18 protein-coding genes are annotated in these 21,147 nt (G+C 43.1%); 11 read left to right on the top strand and 7 right to left on the bottom strand.

Annotated features, from left to right (window positions below; genetic code table 11):
- The first annotated feature begins 357 nt into the window (after positions 1-357).
- Complete coding sequence (locus ACYUCY_RS08070; protein WP_460225956.1) at positions 358-831, top strand: LabA-like NYN domain-containing protein; 474 nt, start codon at positions 358-360, stop codon at positions 829-831.
- A gap of 91 nt (positions 832-922) precedes the next feature.
- Here ACYUCY_RS08070 and ACYUCY_RS08065 read toward each other — a convergent pair whose 3' ends face one another.
- The 3 genes from ACYUCY_RS08065 to ACYUCY_RS08055 all read right to left on the bottom strand — a co-directional run bounded on the left by ACYUCY_RS08065 (position 923) and on the right by ACYUCY_RS08055 (position 4,411).
- Entirely contained in the window at positions 923-1,330 is a 408-nt protein-coding gene (locus tag ACYUCY_RS08065) for a hypothetical protein (RefSeq protein ID WP_460225955.1), read from the bottom strand.
- Positions 1,331-1,510: 180 nt separating this feature from the next.
- A complete protein-coding gene (locus ACYUCY_RS08060) occupies positions 1,511-3,517 on the bottom strand; it encodes a transglycosylase SLT domain-containing protein (RefSeq protein ID WP_460225954.1) in 2,007 nt (668 codons plus the stop codon).
- A gap of 465 nt (positions 3,518-3,982) precedes the next feature.
- Positions 3,983-4,411, bottom strand: a complete 429-nt coding sequence (locus ACYUCY_RS08055) for a universal stress protein (RefSeq protein WP_460225953.1) — start codon at positions 4,409-4,411, stop codon at positions 3,983-3,985.
- Between the two features lie 118 nt (positions 4,412-4,529).
- Here ACYUCY_RS08055 and ACYUCY_RS08050 point away from each other — a divergent pair, with 118 nt between their 5' ends.
- From ACYUCY_RS08050 to ACYUCY_RS08030, 5 genes are all read left to right on the top strand, one after another.
- Entirely contained in the window at positions 4,530-5,069 is a 540-nt protein-coding gene (locus ACYUCY_RS08050) for a hypothetical protein (RefSeq protein ID WP_460225952.1), read from the top strand.
- Positions 5,070-5,638: 569 nt separating this feature from the next.
- Entirely contained in the window at positions 5,639-8,374 is a 2,736-nt protein-coding gene (gene topA / locus ACYUCY_RS08045; protein WP_460225951.1) for a type I DNA topoisomerase, read from the top strand.
- A gap of 71 nt (positions 8,375-8,445) precedes the next feature.
- Positions 8,446-8,958, top strand: a complete 513-nt coding sequence (locus tag ACYUCY_RS08040) for a hypothetical protein (RefSeq protein WP_460225950.1) — start codon at positions 8,446-8,448, stop codon at positions 8,956-8,958.
- Between the two features lie 130 nt (positions 8,959-9,088).
- Entirely contained in the window at positions 9,089-9,553 is a 465-nt protein-coding gene (locus ACYUCY_RS08035; protein WP_460225949.1) for an LEA/WHy family protein, read from the top strand.
- A 416-nt stretch (positions 9,554-9,969) separates the two neighbouring features.
- Positions 9,970-10,335, top strand: a complete 366-nt coding sequence (locus ACYUCY_RS08030; protein WP_460225948.1) for a hypothetical protein — start codon at positions 9,970-9,972, stop codon at positions 10,333-10,335.
- Between the two features lie 72 nt (positions 10,336-10,407).
- Here the strand turns inward: ACYUCY_RS08030 and ACYUCY_RS08025 are convergent, their stop codons facing one another.
- Positions 10,408-10,983 (bottom strand): hypothetical protein, encoded by a 576-nt coding sequence (locus tag ACYUCY_RS08025; RefSeq protein WP_460225947.1) that lies wholly within the window; start codon positions 10,981-10,983, stop codon positions 10,408-10,410.
- 215 nt (positions 10,984-11,198) lie between these two features.
- Positions 11,199-11,804 (bottom strand): transcriptional repressor LexA, encoded by a 606-nt coding sequence (gene lexA / locus ACYUCY_RS08020; protein WP_460226228.1) that lies wholly within the window; start codon positions 11,802-11,804, stop codon positions 11,199-11,201.
- 488 nt (positions 11,805-12,292) lie between these two features.
- On the opposite strand from lexA, the gene nagZ reads away from it, so the two are divergent.
- The 5 genes from nagZ to ACYUCY_RS07995 all read left to right on the top strand — a co-directional run bounded on the left by nagZ (position 12,293) and on the right by ACYUCY_RS07995 (position 16,415).
- Entirely contained in the window at positions 12,293-13,324 is a 1,032-nt protein-coding gene (gene nagZ / locus ACYUCY_RS08015) for a beta-N-acetylhexosaminidase (RefSeq protein ID WP_460225946.1), read from the top strand.
- Between the two features lie 17 nt (positions 13,325-13,341).
- Entirely contained in the window at positions 13,342-14,469 is a 1,128-nt protein-coding gene (locus ACYUCY_RS08010; RefSeq protein ID WP_460225945.1) for a mechanosensitive ion channel family protein, read from the top strand.
- Between the two features lie 11 nt (positions 14,470-14,480).
- On the top strand, positions 14,481-15,086 hold the full coding sequence (locus ACYUCY_RS08005) for a hypoxanthine-guanine phosphoribosyltransferase (protein WP_460225944.1): 606 nt from the start codon (positions 14,481-14,483) through the stop codon (positions 15,084-15,086).
- A 115-nt stretch (positions 15,087-15,201) separates the two neighbouring features.
- Positions 15,202-16,014 (top strand): S-methyl-5'-thioinosine phosphorylase, encoded by an 813-nt coding sequence (locus ACYUCY_RS08000; protein WP_460225943.1) that lies wholly within the window; start codon positions 15,202-15,204, stop codon positions 16,012-16,014.
- Positions 16,015-16,202: 188 nt separating this feature from the next.
- Positions 16,203-16,415 carry a cold-shock protein gene (locus ACYUCY_RS07995; RefSeq protein ID WP_460226227.1) on the top strand — a complete coding sequence of 71 codons (213 nt, stop codon included), beginning with the start codon at positions 16,203-16,205 and terminating at the stop codon, positions 16,413-16,415.
- A gap of 131 nt (positions 16,416-16,546) precedes the next feature.
- On the opposite strand, the gene ACYUCY_RS07990 is transcribed toward ACYUCY_RS07995, so the two are convergent.
- Positions 16,547-17,506, bottom strand: coding sequence for a CsiV family protein (locus tag ACYUCY_RS07990; RefSeq protein ID WP_460225942.1), 960 nt, complete (start codon positions 17,504-17,506; stop codon positions 16,547-16,549).
- A gap of 87 nt (positions 17,507-17,593) precedes the next feature.
- Positions 17,594-21,106, bottom strand: coding sequence for a transcription-repair coupling factor (mfd, locus tag ACYUCY_RS07985; protein ID WP_460225941.1), 3,513 nt, complete (start codon positions 21,104-21,106; stop codon positions 17,594-17,596).
- Positions 21,107-21,147: the final 41 nt, after the last annotated feature.

The following is a 21,147-nucleotide window of genomic DNA, read 5'->3' as shown; positions in this document are numbered from 1 at the left end:
ATAGCTCGCTAGTTTTTTAAAGACAAAACCATTCAAAAAACTAACCATCATTTCAGTATAGATGCTGGGGGCTAAAGCGGCGCGAATACTACACAATTTGCGCGCATTGTTCAAGAAAGCATTGCTTTTGCACACACACCTTACTGTTGATCAAAGAGGAGGTGTTGTTGACTCGTCAATTAACTGTCGCTAAGACCCATGGCATAAGGAATCTATTTAAAATTACCGATTTAAGACAAGTAAATGATGCTATATTGCCGGTCAAATCGAATTTCCGATGAGTTCGATTTTGATAATCTCTTAGGTGATGATTTAGACACGAGTTTGACTAAGAATTGATGTGAATATGAGGTTCCATTGAAAAAAATCGCAATTTTTGTCGATGTACAAAACATTTACTATACAACTCGCCAAGCGTATCAACGCCAGTTTAATTATCGAAAATTCTGGCAAGAAATTTCACAGCAAGGTGAGATAGTTGAAGCCTTCGCTTATGCTATTCATCGGGGCGATGACAGCCAATTAAAATTTCAATCTGCTCTTAAACACATTGGCTTCACGGTAAAATTGAAACCCTTTATCCAGCGTAGTGACGGCAGTGCTAAAGGTGATTGGGATGTTGGAATTGCAATTGATGTAATGGATGTCGCGAAACATGTTGATGTGGTTATTTTGTTGTCTGGAGATGGCGATTTCGATATGTTGCTGGAAAAAATAAAAAAGGATTTTTCGGTCTCAACAGAAGTTTATGGCGTCCCTAGTTTAACCTCGAATTCGCTAATTGACTCAGCGAATGTTTTTCATCCTATCGATGAGAGCTTCCTACTCTAAGCTAAATACTTCCCCATTAGTTTTTTAGTAACGGCTCGCGATGATGCGATTCTTAATGCTTTGGGAAAAAGAGCATCCCTGCTAAATTTATTTACGCCGCGTAACCCATCGCGTAAATAATCCCTACCAAAATTGCACCGGCCAAAATCACTTTATACAGTTTCCCTACCACAACGCCGGCGATACCAGCGCAAATCAAAGCCGCTACGCCATTTTCGTCTGCGGGTTGATAGAGGTATAAGCCAACGATTGCAAAAGTAATAAAACCAAAAAACATCTCGTATTCTTCTTCCTTGGCTTTAGCTGACTTAGGTGCAGCTTTAGCTTTGGGTTTTGTAGCCGCTTTTGGCTTGGATGTCTTTCGTGTGCTTGAGCTAGACCAGCTCGGATTTGATTGCGGTCGATCATTGAGACCCATTTCGTTGTAACACGAGCCTGTTACCGTCCCTTGCTGTCCTAATTGGTATTGTTCCCAGTCTAAATCTGCTTGTGTAGCCATGGTTGAATTCCCCGTATTTAAGTAAGTTTTCCGTCGTTGCTTTAATTAGACGGACAGGGATCGAGGAATTAACAAAGATTTTTAAATTATTTCAAAGAAAGTTGTTCGGAATTGGTTTCGCGCGTTTCTGGGGTATTAAATACAGTGCGAGGGGGGGAAGGGCTTTAGGCTAGTTGAAATTTACTTAACAATTTCCGAAAAGCCCAATAAGAACTGATTCTTGTTTTGCTCGGATAGTAGGGGTGTGCTGTCACCCAGGCGGTAACCATAGATCACAGAGAAAGAAAGAACGTTTTGAACGTAGCCACGGGTTTCGTGGAAGGGAATGGTCTCTATCCAGACATCGTAAGGGATTTGTTTTTCTTGCCTACTAATCCACTGCTTAACGCGATTGGGGCCAGCATTATAGGCAGCGGCTGCCAAAATGCGATTGCCTTTGAATTGGTCTAGCAGCTGGTGCAAGTAACTGCTGCCAAGCTCAATATTGTTGCTAGGTTTTATTAAATCCCAATAGCGGTATTTGACACCAATCTTGTTAGCGGTTTGCTTAGCAGTTGCAGGCATTAACTGCATCAAACCCATTGCGCCAGCAGGGGATCTGACTTCGGGAGCAAAAGCACTTTCTTGGCGAGCAATAGCATATAAAAAGGTGGGTTCGATCTGTGTCGATTTAGCAGCCAGATCAAGTTCCTCTTGATAAGCCAGTGGGAAGCGCAACTGCAAGTCGTCCCAGTGTTTGGCTTGAATCATCGCTTGGATGCTTTGGCGGTGCCATCCCCAGTGCTCAGCGATTTTTCCTGCGGCGAGCAATTGCTTCGGTTCCATATGTCGAGTTGCGTAAAACCACTCGCGACGGGCTTGTCTACCTCTGTCGAGCGCTAATAGCTCACTCGCGCGTCGCATACTGAGATTCGAATGGACGCTGAGCATGTGTTCAGGAGTTGGGTTGCTGGGCTTGTCCACTAAGGTGTAGTTTTGGCCCAAAATATCGGAGGATAAGAAGCCATAGAAGCTACGCGTTAAGGCCAGACTGCCATAAATTTGTTGAGAAGAAGGATAATCAGGATCAGTGATGCTTAGTTCATCCATCGCTCTTGCACGCCAGTATAACCAGCGAGCATCTTGTTGATCTTCTGCAGATAATCGAGCTAGCGAGTTGTAGACTCTCTGCCAATCCAAATCACTCAAGGCGTCACGAATTAGCCATTCAGTAACATCTGAGCTTACTTTTGCATTACTTGATTTGATTAGCGCCTCAGTTGTTGCCATGTGACCTTGTTTGGCGAGCTGAGTAATTAGATATTCTTGGGTTTCTGTTCGGTCTGCAGTGGCAAAATAATTTTTCGCATCGTAACGTTCCCACTGTTTCAACGCGTCCTCAGCATCGATACGTGAATAGCGACGTATTCCATGCAAAATAATTTCGTGCATTTCCGGTGAGGGATTACTAAAGCGCGATAGTTTATTGAGAATTTTTGGGTTTCTATCGACATCTAAATATAGGTTGGCTAACTTCTGCTGTTCTGGAGACATGTGCTTAGCGATATAGCGGGCGAGGGTGCGTTCCCGCGCGCGAATCGATTTACGTAATCTATCCCAGGCTAGCTCCGGTGTCAGGCGGCCGGCGTTTTTCCAACTTGCAAATACTGGATCACATTCTTCGGGTTGGGACTTGCCGACATTCCAAAGAGCGGCGACTTCATCAAGCGCTGTTTCGTCACTGGTGTAAAGCCGAGCACGGAGATTCAAACACTGCAATTTAACGCTGTTTAATCCGCTGCTGAGAAAATAAGAACGGTAGTCATGCCAGTTCTTTTTCTTGGCAATTTCTTCAAGCCAGTCACGTGCCAAGGCGTCGTGAAGATAGGTGTTGGCTTGCTGCTCTAAAAAACGATCGACATCGGCATAGGGAAGTAAATACAAGCGGCGTTGCAGATCTTCATATTCTAGGAACGCTTTTAAGGGGTAATCATCGTCGATGCTTTCGAAAATGATTTTATAGGTTTTGAATTGACGTTCTTTGAAGGCTTTTTCAGCATCTAGAAAGAGTTGGCGTTGAATGAGATTGGAGTCTGAGGAGGTGCTAGTTATGTCTGAGAAAGCTACAGTCGAGTGGGCTAGCAAGGCTACAAAAGAGAGCCACGCGAGGGAACAATACCTGTTACCTAAACTGCGCTGATGCTGCATTGAGACTGTTGACTCCGTTTTTCCGACTAAATTGGCCACGCCCAATTGTCAATATCCTAATCGTGAATCTTGGCAATCTTGTGGCAGAGCTAAGATTTAATTGGCAGTTTGCGTGTGTGAGCCGTTAAATTAGCCAATAAATCAATGACCTATACAAGATGAGCGCTAAGGATGCGGCAATCTTACCGAGCTTTCAACTTCAGTGATCTAGCAATACCGACCACAGATCGAACTTAGATTCGGACTTCACTGGCTGACGTAAGCATAGCTCAGTTTTTCTACGATCTTAAACACATCGATGATAAAAAATCGTAGTTTTTCAGAAGAATTGCCAAGAGTGTCACATGAAATTAGATACTTAGAGCAATAAACTCAACTTTACTTCAGGAACTGTTGCTTCCTCCTTGATTTTAAAAGTAATTAATTTCCTTATAATTTGTTAATGCTTAATACGCGTAGGCTGAGCTATGCGCTAACTCGAACTGCAAGCACGTCACATTTAGTGCCATGTAAGACACCGTTGGATGTGGAACCGAGTAAAAGCGCCAGCCCCTGTCTGCCGTGACTGCCAACAACCACCAAATCAGCGTCTTGTTCATCGGCTATACGATGGATTTCTGATGCTGGCTGGCCAATCACTACAAATTGATTGTCTTTGCTGACCGATGCTGCTGATGCTAGTTTCGCCAGTTGCTCAGTTGCTTGCTGCTGTAATTGGGTCTGCACTTCGCTGAGGTCCATAGGGATGTCACCACCGTAAGCGTAGGCAAGTGGTTCAATCACATGAACAAGGCTAATCTTTGAACCATCGGCTAGTGCAACAGCTTTTTGCATTATTTGGCTCGACTCTTCCGTTAGATCTAAGGCAACAAGAATATTTTTATAATTGCTCATTTTTAGGTGCTCCTATAGAAGTTTTCCCTATACTAAGTCCTTTTTAATTAAGTGAATAGACTACACACGAATGATGGTGTTGGAATAGATCAAATCTTTGATCTGAATTAAGGAATTTATGATGTGGTTGGTAGTGATGATGATCGTAGCAATACTGGGTATCGTAATTGGGCCGATTATGTGGGTGGTTCCGAGTAATCGAGATAAACGTATTGCTAAGTTGAGAAACTATGCGGCAGAACAAGGCGCGAGAGTGCGTTTAGTCGCTAAAAGTAGTTTACCTGGGATAGCTGAAGACAAAGATTCTTCGCCCAATTTAGTGAGGTACAGTATTAATTGGACACTGGATAAAAGTGAAGATGATGAGCGCAATAAAAGTAACTTAACAAGTAAACCAGAGAACTCTCCCTGGCGATTGCAAGTGGGAAGGATTGAACACGAGTCCCATTTTTCCGGTGCTTGGCAATGGGCGAAAGAGCTTGTAGCTGATCAGAAGTGGCATTCTGCTTTGCGAGCGAACTTAGATCGTTTGCCAAGCGATGTCATCGCGATTGAAAACACACCCTATGACTTGGCGATTTATTGGCAAGAAAAAGGCTCCGCTGAAGAAGTGGATCAGGTGGTTTCTTTTCTAAAAACATTACGAAGTATTGGCTAGTTCGGTTCAGGCTACATTTTTATTGCGCTGACGACGCCATTGATACTCCTTTCGACCCTCGCATATACTCATTAAAGAAGTGGTCGAAATCTAATCAGATTTGCAGGAACTCGATTTTCTAGCTAAGACTGTTAGCAGTGCATTGGAATCATAGCTGCTGAGAAATTGTCATTGTTTATTAAAGCACCGAGTTTTGTCGCTTATAAATCAACCAGTTAGAAAATAATTTTGTCTCTCGCTCGGCAGCTATGAAATTCTCGCAAAGCACTGTAAAAGCTGGCTTTGCGACATTTATTTGGCAAGGTGAAAAGTAAAAATTGAGGTGGGTGGTAACGCAAATTCACTTGACCGAAAATATTTCAGCCTATATATATGCGCCCCAACGCAATAAATGTGTCGCTTTGGCATCTGGAGATTTCGGTAGGAAATCGGAGCAGGCTAGACAGAATTTGGTGAGAATTAAAGAAAATTTGCATTAGTCGGGAATGAAATCGGCACTCATGAGTCACCAAGATGACTCTTAACAGCATTATTTGCTGGCAATTATTTATAAAATTTAGAAGGGCAAAATGGGAAGATCGTTAGTCATTGTAGAATCCCCTGCGAAAGCGAAGACAATTAATCGCTACTTAGGAAAGGATTTTATCGTTAAGTCTAGTATCGGACATATTCGTGATTTGCCAACCAGTGGCGGCGCAAAAAAACCAGTTGATGCTAAAGAGAGAGCAAAGCAAGCGGCAATTACGAGAAAAATGACGCCGGCGAAAAAAGCTGCGCATAAATTAAAAAAGTCCAAGCAACAACTTATAAATCGCATGGGGATTAACCCCGATAAGCGTTGGGAAGCACATTACGAAATTCTTCCTGGAAAAGAAAAAGTTGTAAAAGAATTAAAAGACCTCGCTGAAAAAGCCGATTTTATTTATCTGGCAACGGATTTGGACAGAGAGGGAGAAGCCATAGCCTGGCATTTGCGCGAAGCCATTGGTGGCAATGAAGATAGATACCGACGCGTTGTTTTTAATGAAATTACCAAGTCCGCAATTCAAGAGGCGTTTGAAAGCCCCGGCCCTTTAGATCAGCATCGTGTTGACGCTCAGCAAGCGCGACGTTTTTTGGATCGCGTTGTCGGCTATATGGTTTCGCCTTTGTTGTGGGAGAAAGTCGCTAGAGGATTATCAGCTGGACGGGTGCAATCGGTTGCGGTGCGTTTGGTCGTTGAACGAGAGCAAGAAATTCGTGCCTTTATTCCAGAAGAATACTGGGACGTGTTCGCAGACCTAAAAGAAAGTAAAGGATCTAAAGACGATAAGATTCGTTTTGAAGTTAAAAAGTTTCAAGGCAAAGCATTTAAACCTGTCAGCGAGAAAGAAGCATCTGTTGCGGTTAAAACCTTAGAAAAAGCTGACTATGTTGTTGCGACTCGCGAAGACAAACCAACCCAATCGAAGCCTACTGCTCCTTATATAACATCGACTTTACAACAAGCGGCGAGTACTCGCCTTGGTTTTGGTGTTAAAAAGACAATGGTGCTCGCACAACGTTTGTACGAAGCGGGGCATATCACTTACATGCGTACTGACTCAACAAACTTGAGTAAAGATGCAGTCGCTAGTTGTCGTGATTTTATTTTGGAGCAATATGGCAAAAAATATTTGCCAGAAACGCCAAATGGTTACAGCAGTAAAGAAGGTGCGCAAGAAGCTCATGAGGCGATTCGTCCTTCGAATGTTACTGTTTCACCTACCTCTTTGGCGGGTGTCGAGCGAGACGCAGAACGGTTATATGCCCTGATTTGGCAACAATTCGTCGCCTGTCAAATGACGCCTGCGCAATTTACCAGCACGTCCGTGACAGTCAAAGCCGATGACTATGAATTGCGTACTCGTGGTCGAGTGATTCGTTTTGACGGCCATTTGCGCGTGATGCCAACGATCTCCAAAAAAGATGAAGACGTTGTATTGCCGGATATAAAAATTGGCGACAAATTAAATTTAATTAAACTAGATCCGCTACAGCATTTCACCAAACCAACGGCTCGGTATACGGAAGCCAGTTTAGTCAAAGAGTTAGAAAAACGCGGCATCGGTCGCCCGTCGACCTACGCAGCAATCATTTCAACGATTCAAGATCGTGGTTATGTTCACGTCGAAAATCGACGGTTTTACGCAGAAAAAATGGGCGATATTGTTACCGAAAGGCTAGTCGAAAGCTTCCAAGATTTAATGGACTACAGCTTTACTGCGAAAATGGAAGAGTCTCTCGATAAAGTTGCAGAGGGAAGTAAAGAGTGGCGAGATTTGCTCGACGAATTCTATAAAGATTTTACTGATAAGCTCGCAAAAGCCCAAGATACAGAAAAGGGTATGCGTCGTAATGAGCCAACTGAAACCGATATTGCCTGCGTAACCTGTGGTCGTAATATGCAGATTCGTACTGGAAGCACTGGGGTTTTCCTTGGCTGTTCGGGTTACAACTTGCCGCCAAAAGAACGCTGCAAGAGTACGATGAATTTGGTGTCAGGAGATGAAGCGGTTAATGTCGATGAAGATGAAGAAGCTGAATCGAAACAATTAATAAACCGACGTCGTTGTAAGAAATGCAATACGGCGATGGATAGTTACCTATTAGATGAAAAACGTAAGCTGCATATCTGTGGAAATAATCCAGATTGCAGTGGTTATGAAGTTGAAGCCGGAGTTTTCAAACTAAAAGGTTATGAAGGCCCGATTATCGAGTGCGATAAATGTGGCAAAGAGATGCAGCTCAAAACCGGAAGGTTTGGTAAGTATTTCGGTTGTACCGGTGAGGAATGCAAAAATACGCGGAAATTGTTACGTAACGGCGAAGCGGCTCCACCGAAAATGGATCCGGTACCAATGCCTGAATTAGCCTGCCTAAAAGTAGAAGACACTTATATTTTAAGAGATGGTGCGTCGGGATTGTTTTTAGCGGCAAGCCAGTTTCCTAAAAACCGGGAAACTCGAGCGCCCTTAGTTGATGAAATATTGCCTCACAAGGAAGAAATAGACCCCAAGTATTCGTTTTTGTTTTCCGCGCCTACTGAAGATCCTGATGGGAATAAAGCAGTAATCCGCTTTAGTCGCAAGACGAAAGAGCAGTACGTACAAACGGAAATAGACGGCAAGGCGACTGGGTGGAAAGCTTTTTATGAGGGCGGTAAGTGGGTGGCTTCTGCTGGCGCAACCACTAAGAAAAAAACCACTGCTAAGAAAAAATCGCCTGCTAAAGCAAAGAAATCAACGGCGAAAAAAACCACCGCTAAAAAGAAAAAATCTAGTTAATCTCAACAGGTGGTCTTTCGGCCACCTAGTTCCTGCTCCAAGTAAATCAAATAAAAACCTTCGAGGTTGTTATGCCATTAACAAATTCTTTGATTGTGAATCAAAAGTTGGTTTTTGCACGTATCGAAATCGCCGCAGCGCGTAAGGTGGATGCTGCCGGTAAATTGGATGAGGCGGGTTCGTCGCAAGATAACCCTATCGAAAACAAATTGCATCAACATGCGCACTTGGATAGCGCTATATATCAACTGGCCAGTGCATTTGAATATTTTTTATTGGAGCAGAGTGAGGAATCCCCAGAGGTCGATAGAGAATTTTTGAAGCGTGGTCTGCTTAAGGCCTCTCCTTGGTTGATAGATTTATTGGCGGCGAGAACAAACCCAGAATTTGTCGCATTGCAATTCGCTTCCGAAAACCCGGTGATCCAAGATGAAAGCTCATCCCATAATTTGATTGCTTCGGTCACTCTAGCGAATGAATGTGAAGCAGAAGCGAAGAAAAACCCAATAGACTTGTTAGCTGATTGGAGTCAACAATTGCAAGCAATTGTCGATCAATATCGAGCTTCTCTTTTTGAAGAGTAAAGCTCAGATGAAAATGTGCTGAGAACTTTTACCCGCTAACGACCTCTAAGCTTCAATGTAATTACAGTTCTTGGTTACGTTAAATTTTTCCCCTACTTAATGTCCCGGTCAAAATATAACAGGTTGATGAATGAAAACAGATTTAAATTTTTTTGGTTGCTTTATATTGCTTGGATGTTTAGCCCTTACCGCAAATATCGCAAACTCTCAAGAGCTTAAAGAACCGAAGGTAACCTTTAACTCTGTGCAGGTGACGGGACTGCAATACCCGTGGCTTGATCTGAAAGTTGGATTTAAGGTATCGAACCTGAACGAATTTGATGTAACGGTGAATTCCGTCGATTACGAAATATTTATTCAAAATCAATCGGTGTTGGTTGATAGCCTAAAAGCAAAAGTCGACTTCAAAGCTGGAAAAATAACCGGAGTTCGATTTCCAGTTAAGCTGGACATTAACAAAATATTGCCGGTATTCCCTTCTTTGTTGTCAGCGCGACAGGTTCCTTACCGTATTCAGGGTTTGGTAACTGTCGATAATTTTTTTATCCCCCTACCTTTTGAGTATTCAGATTTTATAAGCTTGCAAGGCTTGTAAAAAAGGCTGGAGTTGTTAATGAGTAAACTTAAATTCAAGCAGTGGCTGTTTCTAAGCGTGTTAATTTTGTTTTTGGTTTTCATTTTTCAAAATTTAATCTCTGTTCGAGTGGTGTTTTATTTCTGGACAATAGCGATACCAAAAGCGGTTCTAATTAGCGTAACTTTTTTGTTGGGGGTGTTATTTGGGCGGTATTCCTCATTGCGAAAACTATTGCCGTAATTGTTGAATTATAATTACTTGCTCCGGTGGAGGTATTTTCAAATAATGTTAGAATGCGGAAAACCGGCTAGGGTTGGAAGCGACGCTTAGGTTTTTTTGGCTAAGAATTATTTGTAGTGTTTTGGTATTAAGTTCATAGAAAACAATAAGTTAATCGGTGGCGCTATAGTTCAGCTTGAGGAGTTTCATTCGACGTGTTGTATGAAATATTAGAACTGGAAAACGGAGATGTGGTCTTGCAGCGTGAAGGCGATGCTGAGGGTGAACCACTGGTCGTTATGCGTTTCTCCAATGAACTGATGCGCTATTTTAAAGACGCAAAAATAGATATTGCAAAAATAATGATAGAGGCAGGTCTGGAACATGTCGCGAAGCTAGCGGATGAGCATAGTGAAAAGCTGGGGCTGTCTAGAAGTACATCAGAGTCTGTCAGTGTTGAAAGGCTGGACGAGGAGTATGATTCAGAAAGCCATGTTTCAAGCGATAGTGACTCAGATGCTTCCGAATCAGATTCTTCTGATTCAGGTAATCCAAAAGAAAAAAACCACCTTGTGCATTGATTGAAGCAACAATCTTATTTTCTTCACTGAACCCCATTCATTATTCCGAAAACACAAACAAGTTTGCCTGCTTCAAACCTGATAAGGTTTTTGCGTTGTTAGTAATACGCCATGGCATGAACCGAGAGCGGCAGCATTTTGAAGTTGCTGGCTTTCTTCAGTTGAAACACTATCCAAGAGAGATAGAACACACTGACTATTTCCCGCAGCTAAAGCCTCCCAAGTAACCCAAAGTATGTCGCTGGCATTTGCCACTCGAATAACTCGAAATCTTCGCGTGTTAATACCCAGTTCTTCACATTCCTTCTTTGAAATGTTTTTCGTACTGATACAAGTAATCCATCGAGTATCAGCTTGCATGCTTTTGTTAGAAAGAAAAGGGGCAATAAAATAGTGAGGCTTAGCACTCTGGTGTAGGGCAGTGATTTCTGTGATTCCAATAGGTTCTTGCTTGAAATCCAGCTTGTCTGTTTGTTTGGCAGTTTGCTTTGTAAAAAATGAACCGGGGGAAGGTTTTAAAAAAGATTGCTCAAAAAAATCCGCTTCGTGTTTAAGGTAAGCATCAATGTCGAAATTGCGCTCGGGATAATTAAGATTCAAGCCAGAGTTTAGTTCAGGTGTTGATGCTTGCGATATAAGATTGATCATACAAAATGCTCAAAGGGTTTCAGCATGGGATGCTAACTTTAATCTCTACTTGCTAAAGTCTAGTTTTATGTTGTATTTCTTCGAATAAAATAACGGGAGATTCCTGTGGTAGTTGAGGAGAAGTCAACGGCCATTGTTTTGAGTGTCAGTGGTTGACCACAGAAATCTCCGGTTATTTCATTCGATGAGTCATTCGACTCAAAAGAGTTCTTGTTTTAATCGCCTCGGCGTATGACGCCGACACTTAAACCTTCAATAGAAAAGTCATCATCCTTTAAGTTGACTTCTATGATTTCAAAATCCGGGTTTTCTGGAACTAGTTCTATCTGCTGTTTGTTGCGTTCTCGGCGAAAACGTTTAACTGTCACTTCTTCGCCGATACGGGCCACAACGATTTGACCGTTTCGCGCTTGGTCAGTTTTGTGTACTGCTAATAAATCTCCATCTAAAATTCCCGCGTCTTGCATGCTATATCCTTTTACCTTGAGCAGGTAGTCAGCACGGGGTGAGAAAAACGCAGGGGATATATCACAGTAATCTTCGATATTTTCTTCCGCTAGGATTGGGTTGCCTGCTGCAACTCGACCTACTAAGGGAATTCCAGTTTGCTCTTCTGGTAAACGAATTCCTCGAGAAGCACCGGGAACCATCTCGATGGCGCCTTTACGAGCAAGTGCTCTCAGATGCTCTTCAGCCGCATTGGCCGAGCGAAAGCCGAGTTCCTCAGCGATTTCCGCACGCGTGGGTGGATAGCCTCGGTCTTCGATGTAATCACGAATGAGACTTAAAACTTCTTGTTGCCGTTCAGTCAATTTGATCATGTGGCCAGCCCCTGAGCAGGTTAATGCGTATCGATAAGTAAGCAACAAGCCTTGGCTGATAAATGTGTTATTTGCTTGGCCTTTTGATTGTCCATTAGCCGCGCCAAATGCTTGTCTGTTGAAATATACAGTAGCTGGCATTATATCCAGTAAAAATTATATCGCAACTACTTTCCGATATTGCGAGCACGGAATTGTCTTCGCTGTTCGTGGTTATATTTTGTTCGGTTTTTTGCGGGTGGCTTAAAGCTCATAAGCGTTAAGAGTGCAGTCTTTAGTCAACGGCTTACGCTAGTCACTTATCCATATCGGCTAGTGCTTTGGTGCAGTCTCTTAGTAATTGGAATCTGGATCTGGCAAGATCGCCAAGGTTTTTGATAAGGTGTGCGACATCCGGCTGATGTTGCTGTAAATTTCCTATCTTGGTTTTTTTCTAGTGAGTTGTCCGGCACTGTATTGATGTCGATAGCGATAAGGTAAGAATATTTGTGAGTAAGCCAATTCCCACGTCCAGCGCGCTCGGCCCCATTATGTTAGATATCGACGGTTTATCTATCAGTAGCGAAGATCTAGAAATTATTCGGAACCCTTTGGTGGGAGGGCTGATTTTTTTTAGTCGTAACTACACGTCTCGAAATCAATTTTCAGACTTGGTTGAATCAATTCGAGAAGTCCGACCTGATTTACTCTTGGCAGTGGATCAGGAGGGTGGCAGGGTACAGCGCTTTAAAAACGAATTTGCGGCATTGCCGCCAATGCAATCGTTTTTGCAGTTTTTCAAGCAAGAGCCTGAGCAATGCCTAAAGCAAGTTCGAGATGTAGGTTGGCTGATGGCATCAGAGGTTTTGTCGACGGGTGTTGATATTAGTTTTGCGCCGGTTCTAGATGTTGATTGTGACTATTGCTCTGTTATCGCTGATCGATCTTTTTCTTCACAAGCGGAAGAAGTGATAATCCTCGCGGAAGCGTTTATTGATGGCATGCATGAAGCCGGAATGGCGACGACTGGTAAGCATTTTCCGGGGCACGGTAGTGTCGTTGGCGATAGTCATCTTGAGCTGCCCGTGGATGAGCGAAGTCTAGTCGAAATCAATGCGCGAGATATGAAACCGTTTAGATCTCTATCTGCAAAGCTCGATGCCGTAATGCCAGCCCATATTATCTTTCCAAAAGTTGATTCGTCGCCAGTTGGTTTTTCTTCTCATTGGCTGCAAGATATTTTGCGTCGGGATTTGAGTTTCAATGGTGTTATTTTTTCTGATGACTTGAGCATGGAAGGGGCGGCATTTGCAGGAAGTTTTTCCCAGCGAGCGGAATGCGCGATGCGTGCTGGTTGCGATATGGTTTTGGTTTGCAATAATCGTGCGGCAGCACTGGAGGTGTTAACTGCTTTCGAGAATGCAAAGGTTCAAGGCTCAGATAAGTTAAATAATATGCGAAAAAGAAAACATGTTGATCTAGCCTATCTGCGACAAAGCGCGCGTTGGAAAAATACAGTTAACTATATAGAAAATAAATAGCAAGAAGGTTTTTAAAAATGAAGCAGATTCAAGAATGGTTAACGATGCTCGTAGGCGATGGCAGGCTGTGGATAATTTCAGTTTTTGTAATCGTGACGATCACCTTAATCGTGGCGTTTTTCTTCCGCTTAGTGCTTAAAAAAGTTCAAGCGAAAGCGAGTCTGACGAAAACTGTTTGGGATGATGCCTTAATAAGCGCACTACTGCGGCCAACGACCTGGATGATTTGGTTGTTTGGCGTGTGCTATGCCGCTGATGTGGCGAACACCAACCTTGATGAAGATCTTTCCCAGTTTATCGTTAATTTTAAAATCCTGGGTATTAATGTGCTCGTTACTTGGTTTTTGGTGCTTTTTATAAAGCGATCAGAGGACAACCTTGTTGATCCGGAGTTCACAAAAAACAAGCCTATGGATGTGACGACGGTAACCGCGATTGGAAAATTGTTGAGAATTTCGGTGATTATTACCGCTGTATTGGTAGCCTTGCAGGCGTTTGGTTATAGCGTGTCCGGCGTTTTGGCTCTCGGAGGAATTGGCGGTATAGCGGTCAGTTTGGCTGCCAAGGATTTGTTGGCAAATTTATTTGGCGGATTGATGTTGTTTTTAGATCGACAATTTGCAGTCGGTGATTGGGTTCGTTCACCGGACCAAAATATTGAAGGCACGGTTGAAGATATTGGTTGGCGTTTAACGCGAATTAGGACCTTTGATAAGCGGCCACTTTATGTCCCGAATTCAACCTTTACAACGATATCTGTAGAGAACCCGTCGCGAATGGAGAATCGGCGCATCTATGAAACCATTGGTGTTCGCTATGATGATGCTGCGAAACTGCCAGCGATCGTAGAAGAAGTAAAAAAAATGCTCCGCGCTCATCCGGAGTTAGATATGGAACAAACCTTAATTGTTAACTTTAATGCGTTTGCTTCTAGTTCGTTGGATTTCTTTGTTTACACCTTTACTAAAACTACCAACTGGGTTGAGTTTCATGAGATCAAACAAGATGTGTTATTTAAGATTCTCAACATTATCGAATCGCAAGGTGCCGAATGCGCATTTCCGACATCGACGCTTCATGTTCCAGATGGCTTAGCTATTGATGTCGATAAAGCCGACAAATTGTCACCGGAAATAACTGAGTAAGCGAGCGAACAGTGCGACAGCGAAAAACGAATGATGAATTACTTTTAAATAGTCGACTTCTGTTTGATGAGTTAGAGATAGACGCAGCAATTACGAAAATCGCGAAGAAAATTTCTCAGGATTTTTCAAGTGAATTTGGGTTGGATCGGGTAAGTGAATCGAAGCCGGATTCAATTGTCGCGTTGTGTGTGATGAATGGCGCCATCCCTTTTTTTTCGCAGCTCCTATTAAAGTTACCAATAACCCTTGAGATAGATTACATTCATGCTAGCCGGTACAACAACTCTCTATCCGGTAGTCAGGTGCAATGGCTTGCCAGGCCCACACTCAGTCTTGTCGATAAAACAGTAATTATTGTTGATGACATACTTGACGAAGGAATCACTTTAAGAGAAATTGGCAACTATTGTATAGAGGCTGGTGCTCGGGAAGTCAAAACTGCCATATTGCTTGAAAAGCAACACGGCCGTAATCTGACTGGCATAGTGGCGGACTATCTAGGCCTATTAGTTCCCGATGAATATGTATTTGGTTTTGGTATGGATTGTGAGGGGATTGGGAGAAACCTACCAACCATCCACGCTTTAAATAATAATCATGCTGTAAATAGTAAATAGATGCTTTTTAAAATGTGTTCGCAAAACCTGTGTTCGCAAAATCAACAAGGCAGTGAATTTGTGGCAGTGTATTTATTCTAATAAAAATCTGTAACCTGCAACGTGATGAACTCTAATGATGATTAAAAATTTGTTTCGTGATGAATCTGCTCTAACGGGTGAGAATTTAATTGCCCTGGTGGGTGGTTCTGGTTTTGACGAATATCCAGGACTAAACATAACTCGAGTCATTGAAAGTGAGACGCCCTATGGTTTGTCGGCCCCCATTTCCTTTGGCGAGGTTATTAGGACAAAACCCTCAGTTGGTGTTGAGGGAGATGTTAATAGAACCGTTGTCTTTATGCCGAGACATGGCAGTAACCACAGAACTCCGCCACACCTAATTAATTATCGGGCAAACCTGTGGGCATTGAAAAATTGTGGTGTGACAAATGTTATTGCGATGAATGCAGTAGGTGGAATTCATCAAGAGATGGGCCCTGGTAGTCTTGTATTTCCTCATCAAATTATTGATTACACCTATGGTCGAGAACACACGTATTTTACCGGTGGCGAAAGCGGTGTTGAGCATGCTGATTTTACCGAACCATTTACGGAAGACTGGCGGCAAAAACTTATCGCGATTGGACAGCAAACTGGGCTCAAGATAAAAAGCTCTGCCGTTTATGGTTGCACCCAAGGTCCACGCTTAGAAAGCGCTGCGGAAATTAATCGGCTGAAAAATGATGGTTGCGATTTGGTGGGTATGACGGTGATGCCAGAAGCTGCTTTAGCCCGCGAGCTCCATTTAAACTATGCCAGTATTTCGATAGTGGTGAATTGGGCGGCAGGCTTAAGCCCAGAACCTATTACTATTGATGCAATTTATCAGCAGCTAGAGTCTTCTAAGGAGGATGTAATAAAACTTCTTTCTGCAATTTTGCCTTAGTACTCGCATCCCAACATTCCACTGATGTTCATCGCGCGCCTAAAAAGCATGAGTGCTTGTCGATTGTGGCATTAAAATCATCTTAAAGCGTTTCAGTTTTCAGAAGATATTGCAAACAGTAAACGACAATCCGATAATGCGCCAATCAGATTACTCTCAAATAAATAACAATAAATGAGGTGGATATGATGGAAGATCGCAATAAAGGTACGGTCAAGTGGTTCAATAAAGATATTGGTTACGGTTTTATTTCTTGCGGAGATATTGCCGATGATATCTTTGTCCATTTTCGAAATATTCGCGGTGAAGGTTTTCGTTCACTCAACGAAGGTCAAGAAGTGGAATTTTCGATTCAGAAGGGTGAAAAAGGGCTAAATGCGGAAGACGTAGTCAGCGCATAAAGAATAGCTTCGAATACTCACAGTTTTGAAAACGCATAGCTTTGAAAATTCACCGTTTTTGAAAATTCAAAGCCTCTAACATTGATCGCGCGCAAAACGTTAATTATAAAAATAGAAGTATTCTGTTTGCGCTAGTTAGCCAATTCTTCAGACGCGTCTGTTACTAATTCTTCGGGTTTTTCGTAAGGCAGAATTTTTACGAGTACACCCAATTGTGGGTTGTCGATGTAGTGCAGTTCTGTACTTCGCATCGCACGGCTTTGTTTTTGGCTCATCAATACAATGTTATTGATAATGTAGTTTTGAGACAGTATGTTTTCAAACTCATTACTTGGCGCGTCGTCCTGAAAGCGATTCCAAAAACCCGTGCCTCGGTCATCAATAAATTGAATATCATTGAGATTAATTTTTTTATTGGGCGCCCGAGGTAATTCCGGCCAAGGTTTTCGTTCTTGCCCAAAGTTAGTTGAAAAATCGGTAAGCCATAGATTAGTTTCGACGTGAAGATAGCGCTCAACACTAAATTTCACACTGCCCTCGAGTTGATAGTGAGAGTCGTATAAGTCCCCCCCTTGAATAATTACTCCTGGTGCTTTATCTCTTGCGACTAAGGCTTGTCGCCAAGCGCCGTGAAATAAAACTCGGTATCGGTTGCTGCGAGATAGTTGGCCTGCGTGAGCTTTTAAGGTGAGTTCTTCGTTTTCTAACAAGACCAAGGTACGCTCGTCTTTTATTTGGTGCTGCTCTATTTCGCTTTCGCTGGTGTTGATTGAAGTGGTTGCTGGTGACGAGTCGTCAAGCGACTCTGTTCCAAATGTAGAGTTGTCAATCATCCCTGCGTTTAAGGCAGCTAACTCTTCTTGATGCCGAAGTTCAAGCGCTTCTGCGTCCAACAATTCTCGCCAATCTTCTGGATATTTTAATTCGATATCATGTCTCCACACCTCTTCGTTGGAGAAGGGGCTACCACCTTGGCTGAATACAATCATTTCAATTTGAAACCATCGTTCCTCTTCTTCTTGAGCATTAGCAACCGTTGAGAAGCCGCTGAACGTGAGAAGCAAATAAAGATAGACTGAAAATTTCGTCATGATATTTCGTAACCTACTATTTTTTAATGGACTATCTTGCCAATGGCTTATATTGCCGGTCTTTTTAGCGCGCTCATTCAACGTTTGTTAAGCGGCCTGTTCTTTGAGTGCGAGGGAATTGAGTATACGTTCAACGGTAGAAAATTTCGCTTCCTCATTATCCATATCCGCAAAGAACTTGAAATGATTCGCACCAGATAATTTGTAATTTTGTGGTTGGGTTTGTACTAATTTAACGATGACAAGAGGGTCGACCAAAGGTTCCTTGCCAAATTCGATATGACCGGACTCCGTACCGGCTTCCAGTTTGCAAATACCCAACTGTTTAGCTTTGAGCTTTAACTCCGAGATTTTAAATAGGTTTTTGGTTGGCTCTGGCAAAAGCCCAAAGCGATCAATCATTTCTACTTGCAATTCTCTTAAAGCGTCGGAGTCTTTGGCGCCAGCGATTCGCTTGTACAGTATTAGTCGAGTGTGGACGTCGTATAAATAATTGTCTGGAATTAACGCGGGGATTCGCAAGTTTACTTCGACAGCGCTGGTTGCCGAATCTTCGATATCTAAGGTTTTTCCCGCTTTGAGAGCTTCAACAGCACGGTCCAGCAATTCCATATAAAGCGAAAATCCAATACTTTGAATTTGTCCGCTTTGGCCGTCACCAAGTAATTCTCCGGCGCCACGAATTTCTAAATCATGAGTGGCCAGGGTGAAGCCCGCGCCCAAATCGATTGTGCTAGCGATCGCTTCGAGGCGTTTTTTTGCATCCCCGGTTATTTTCTTTTGTGAGGGAGTTAGCAAGTAGGCATACGCTTGGTGATGTGATCTACCCACACGCCCACGCAATTGATGGAGTTGGGCTAAACCAAATTTATCAGCACGATCAATAATTATAGTATTCGCGTTTGGAACATCGATTCCAGTTTCGATGATGGTGCTGCAAACTAATACGTTAAAACGCTTGTGATAAAAATCGCTCATCACTTGTTCGAGTTCCCGCTCTCGCAGTTGGCCATGACCCACTGCGACTCTCGCTTCAGGGATGAGTTCACGCAGTTCTTCAGCGGTTTTTTCAATTGTTTTTACTTCATTGTGAAGATAATAAACTTGTCCGCCCCGCAAGATTTCGCGAGAGATCGCTTCTTTTGCCAAGCCGTTATCATATTCGCGAACGAAAGTTTTTACCGATAAACGTCGCGCGGGAGGTGTGCTGATAATGGATAGATCTCGAATACCAGACATTGCCATGTTCAACGTACGTGGTATAGGAGTTGCGGTTAAAGTCAGTATGTCGACTTCTGCGCGTAAAGATTTTAATTGATCTTTCTGTCGCACACCGAAACGATGTTCTTCGTCGATGATTAGTAAGCCTAAATTTTTATATTTGACATCACTTTGCAATAATTTGTGCGTGCCGATTATGATATCGATATTGCCATTAGCGACTCGTTTTAATGCTTCGTCGCTTTCCTTTTTACTGCGAAATCGAGATAGCACATCAATGTTGATAGGCCATTCGGCAAAACGATCTTTAAAGTTTTCATAATGCTGTTGCGCGAGTAGGGTTGTAGGCACCAGAACCGCTACTTGTTTGCCGCTATGTGCTGCAATAAAAGCGGCACGCATTGCGACTTCCGTTTTGCCAAATCCGACATCGCCACAAACTAATCGATCCATTGCGCTGTTGGCATACATGTCTTCAGTAACTGCGTGGATCGCGCGTTCTTGGTCCGGCGTCTCTTCAAAGGGAAAGCTTTGGCAAAACTTTTCAAATGCTTGTTGTGGATTTTTAAATGCATAGCCTGGTTTAGCTTCGCGACGCGCGTAAATTTCCAAAAGTTCTGCTGCGACATCACGGATTTTTTCTGCAGCTTTGCGTTTTGCTTTTTCCCATTGGTCGCTGCCGAGGCGATTGACCGGCGTCGATTTCTCATCGGCACCAGAATATCGGCTTATACGATCTAAGCTAGCGACTGGGACATAAAGTTTGTCGTTGCCTGCGTATTCTAATAAAAGAAATTCATGTGCTTGACCATCGATGTCCAGAATCTCTAAGCCACGATACCGGCCAACTCCATGATCTATGTGAACAACAGCTGCACCGATGTTTAATTCGGTGAGGTTCTTAACAATCTGGTCGGCGTTTTCATGGCTTTGTCGTCGTCGCCTTGTTTGGTGTACATGGCTACCGAAAAGCTCGCCCTCGCTAATCACCGTAAGATCCGGTGAGTGTAATTTTAAACCTTGGGCAATCGGGCTAACGCAAATGTTAAGTTTTTTATCGCCATCCAAGAATTCTAGCCAGCTCGCACAAACACTTGGTTGGATTTCTATTTTGGTGAGCAATTCTAATAAGGTTTCACGACGACCTGCCGATTCTGCGCAAAATAAAATACGTGATTCAGTATTCGTGAGAAATTTATTTAATGCGCTTAATGGTTGTGAGGCATGAGAGTTAATGCTTAGGTTGGGCAGGGTTGAGCTCGCAAAGCTTTTGTTTTTTTGTTTGCTTTCCTGGTCGTTGGATAAATCAATGCGAGGATGTGTTTTTATTTCAGAAAATATTCTATCGCTGGCAATAAATATAGATTCCGGTGGCAGAATAGGCCGCTCACGATCACCGATTCTACCGTCAAAGCGTTGTTTGGCTTCTTGCCAAAAATGATTGGCTGCGGTTTCGAGGTCACCATGAGTAAAAATGATCGCGTTTTCGGGAAGGTAATCAAATAAAGTGCCGCAGTCTTGGAAAAATAACGGTAAATAATATTCGATGCCAGGCGGAGAGATTCCATCACTTACATCTTGATAGATCGGGCAAGCGCGATGATCAACGTCAAAAGTTTGATGCCACGAATCACGAAAATGTGAAATACCTTCTTTGTCGAGGGGGTATTCTTTAGCGGGAAGCAAGCGCACTGAATCAATTTGATCAAGGGTTCGCTGAGTTTCAGGATCGAAGGTGCGAATCGACTCAACTTCGTCATCGAATAAATCAATTCTAAAGGGAGCGTCACTGCCCATCGGAAATATGTCCATAAGTGATCCGCGAATCGCGAACTCTCCGTGTTCGTAAACGGTATCGACAGAGTGATATCCCGTGCTTTGTAATTGCCGAGCCATCGCGTTTAGATCAAAGGCTTGCCCGCGATCAACCACCAAACTGTTTTTTCGCAAAAACTCAGGTGGAGAAAGGCGGTGCATCAAGGTTGTTATTGGAACAACTAAAATGCCTTGCCGTAGTTGAGGCAATTGATAAAGCGTGTGCAGTCGATCGGAAATAATATCCTGGTGGGGTGAGAAGTAATCATAAGGGAGCGTTTCCCAGTCGGGAAAGTGAAGGATTTCGATGCCGTTGCTATTGCCATGGATTCTCTGTTGTTCGAGGTCGGCCAATTGTTTTCCGACAAAAAAGTTGAGTTCGATTTCTAAGGCGGAAGCCGAGACGGTATCCGCAGTGATGACAACGGTAAGTTGTCGTGATTGTTTTGCGGTATTGGCAATTGCTAAAGCCTTTGCGGCGCCGTGCAGAGTGTCCCAACCTTGCCTGTCACCAGCGAGTTTCGAAAAGGGTGGGTTAAGTGGATCCGCTAGGTCTGAAACCATTACCAATGAGTCACTTCTTTGTTGGTTGAACATCTAAGTTT

The sequence above is a fragment of the Aurantivibrio infirmus genome (assembly GCF_054767315.1).
Note: the sequence above shows the minus strand (reverse complement) of the source record. Positions and strands in the feature narration are given on the sequence as shown.

Coding starts and splice junctions, on each gene's coding strand:
- ACYUCY_RS08050 (WP_460225952.1), top strand. CDS start 4,530: ATGATGTGGTTGGTAGTGATGATGATCGTAGCAATACTGGGTATCGTA.
- topA (WP_460225951.1), top strand. CDS start 5,639: ATGGGAAGATCGTTAGTCATTGTAGAATCCCCTGCGAAAGCGAAGACA.
- mfd (WP_460225941.1), bottom strand. CDS start 21,106: ATGGTTTCAGACCTAGCGGATCCACTTAACCCACCCTTTTCGAAACTC.
- ACYUCY_RS08035 (WP_460225949.1), top strand. CDS start 9,089: ATGAAAACAGATTTAAATTTTTTTGGTTGCTTTATATTGCTTGGATGT.
- ACYUCY_RS08000 (WP_460225943.1), top strand. CDS start 15,202: ATGATGATTAAAAATTTGTTTCGTGATGAATCTGCTCTAACGGGTGAG.
- ACYUCY_RS08040 (WP_460225950.1), top strand. CDS start 8,446: ATGCCATTAACAAATTCTTTGATTGTGAATCAAAAGTTGGTTTTTGCA.
- ACYUCY_RS08025 (WP_460225947.1), bottom strand. CDS start 10,983: ATGATCAATCTTATATCGCAAGCATCAACACCTGAACTAAACTCTGGC.
- ACYUCY_RS07995 (WP_460226227.1), top strand. CDS start 16,203: ATGGAAGATCGCAATAAAGGTACGGTCAAGTGGTTCAATAAAGATATT.
- lexA (WP_460226228.1), bottom strand. CDS start 11,804: ATGATCAAATTGACTGAACGGCAACAAGAAGTTTTAAGTCTCATTCGT.
- ACYUCY_RS07990 (WP_460225942.1), bottom strand. CDS start 17,506: ATGACGAAATTTTCAGTCTATCTTTATTTGCTTCTCACGTTCAGCGGC.
- ACYUCY_RS08055 (WP_460225953.1), bottom strand. CDS start 4,411: ATGAGCAATTATAAAAATATTCTTGTTGCCTTAGATCTAACGGAAGAG.
- ACYUCY_RS08060 (WP_460225954.1), bottom strand. CDS start 3,517: ATGCAGCATCAGCGCAGTTTAGGTAACAGGTATTGTTCCCTCGCGTGG.
- ACYUCY_RS08010 (WP_460225945.1), top strand. CDS start 13,342: ATGAAGCAGATTCAAGAATGGTTAACGATGCTCGTAGGCGATGGCAGG.
- ACYUCY_RS08065 (WP_460225955.1), bottom strand. CDS start 1,330: ATGGCTACACAAGCAGATTTAGACTGGGAACAATACCAATTAGGACAG.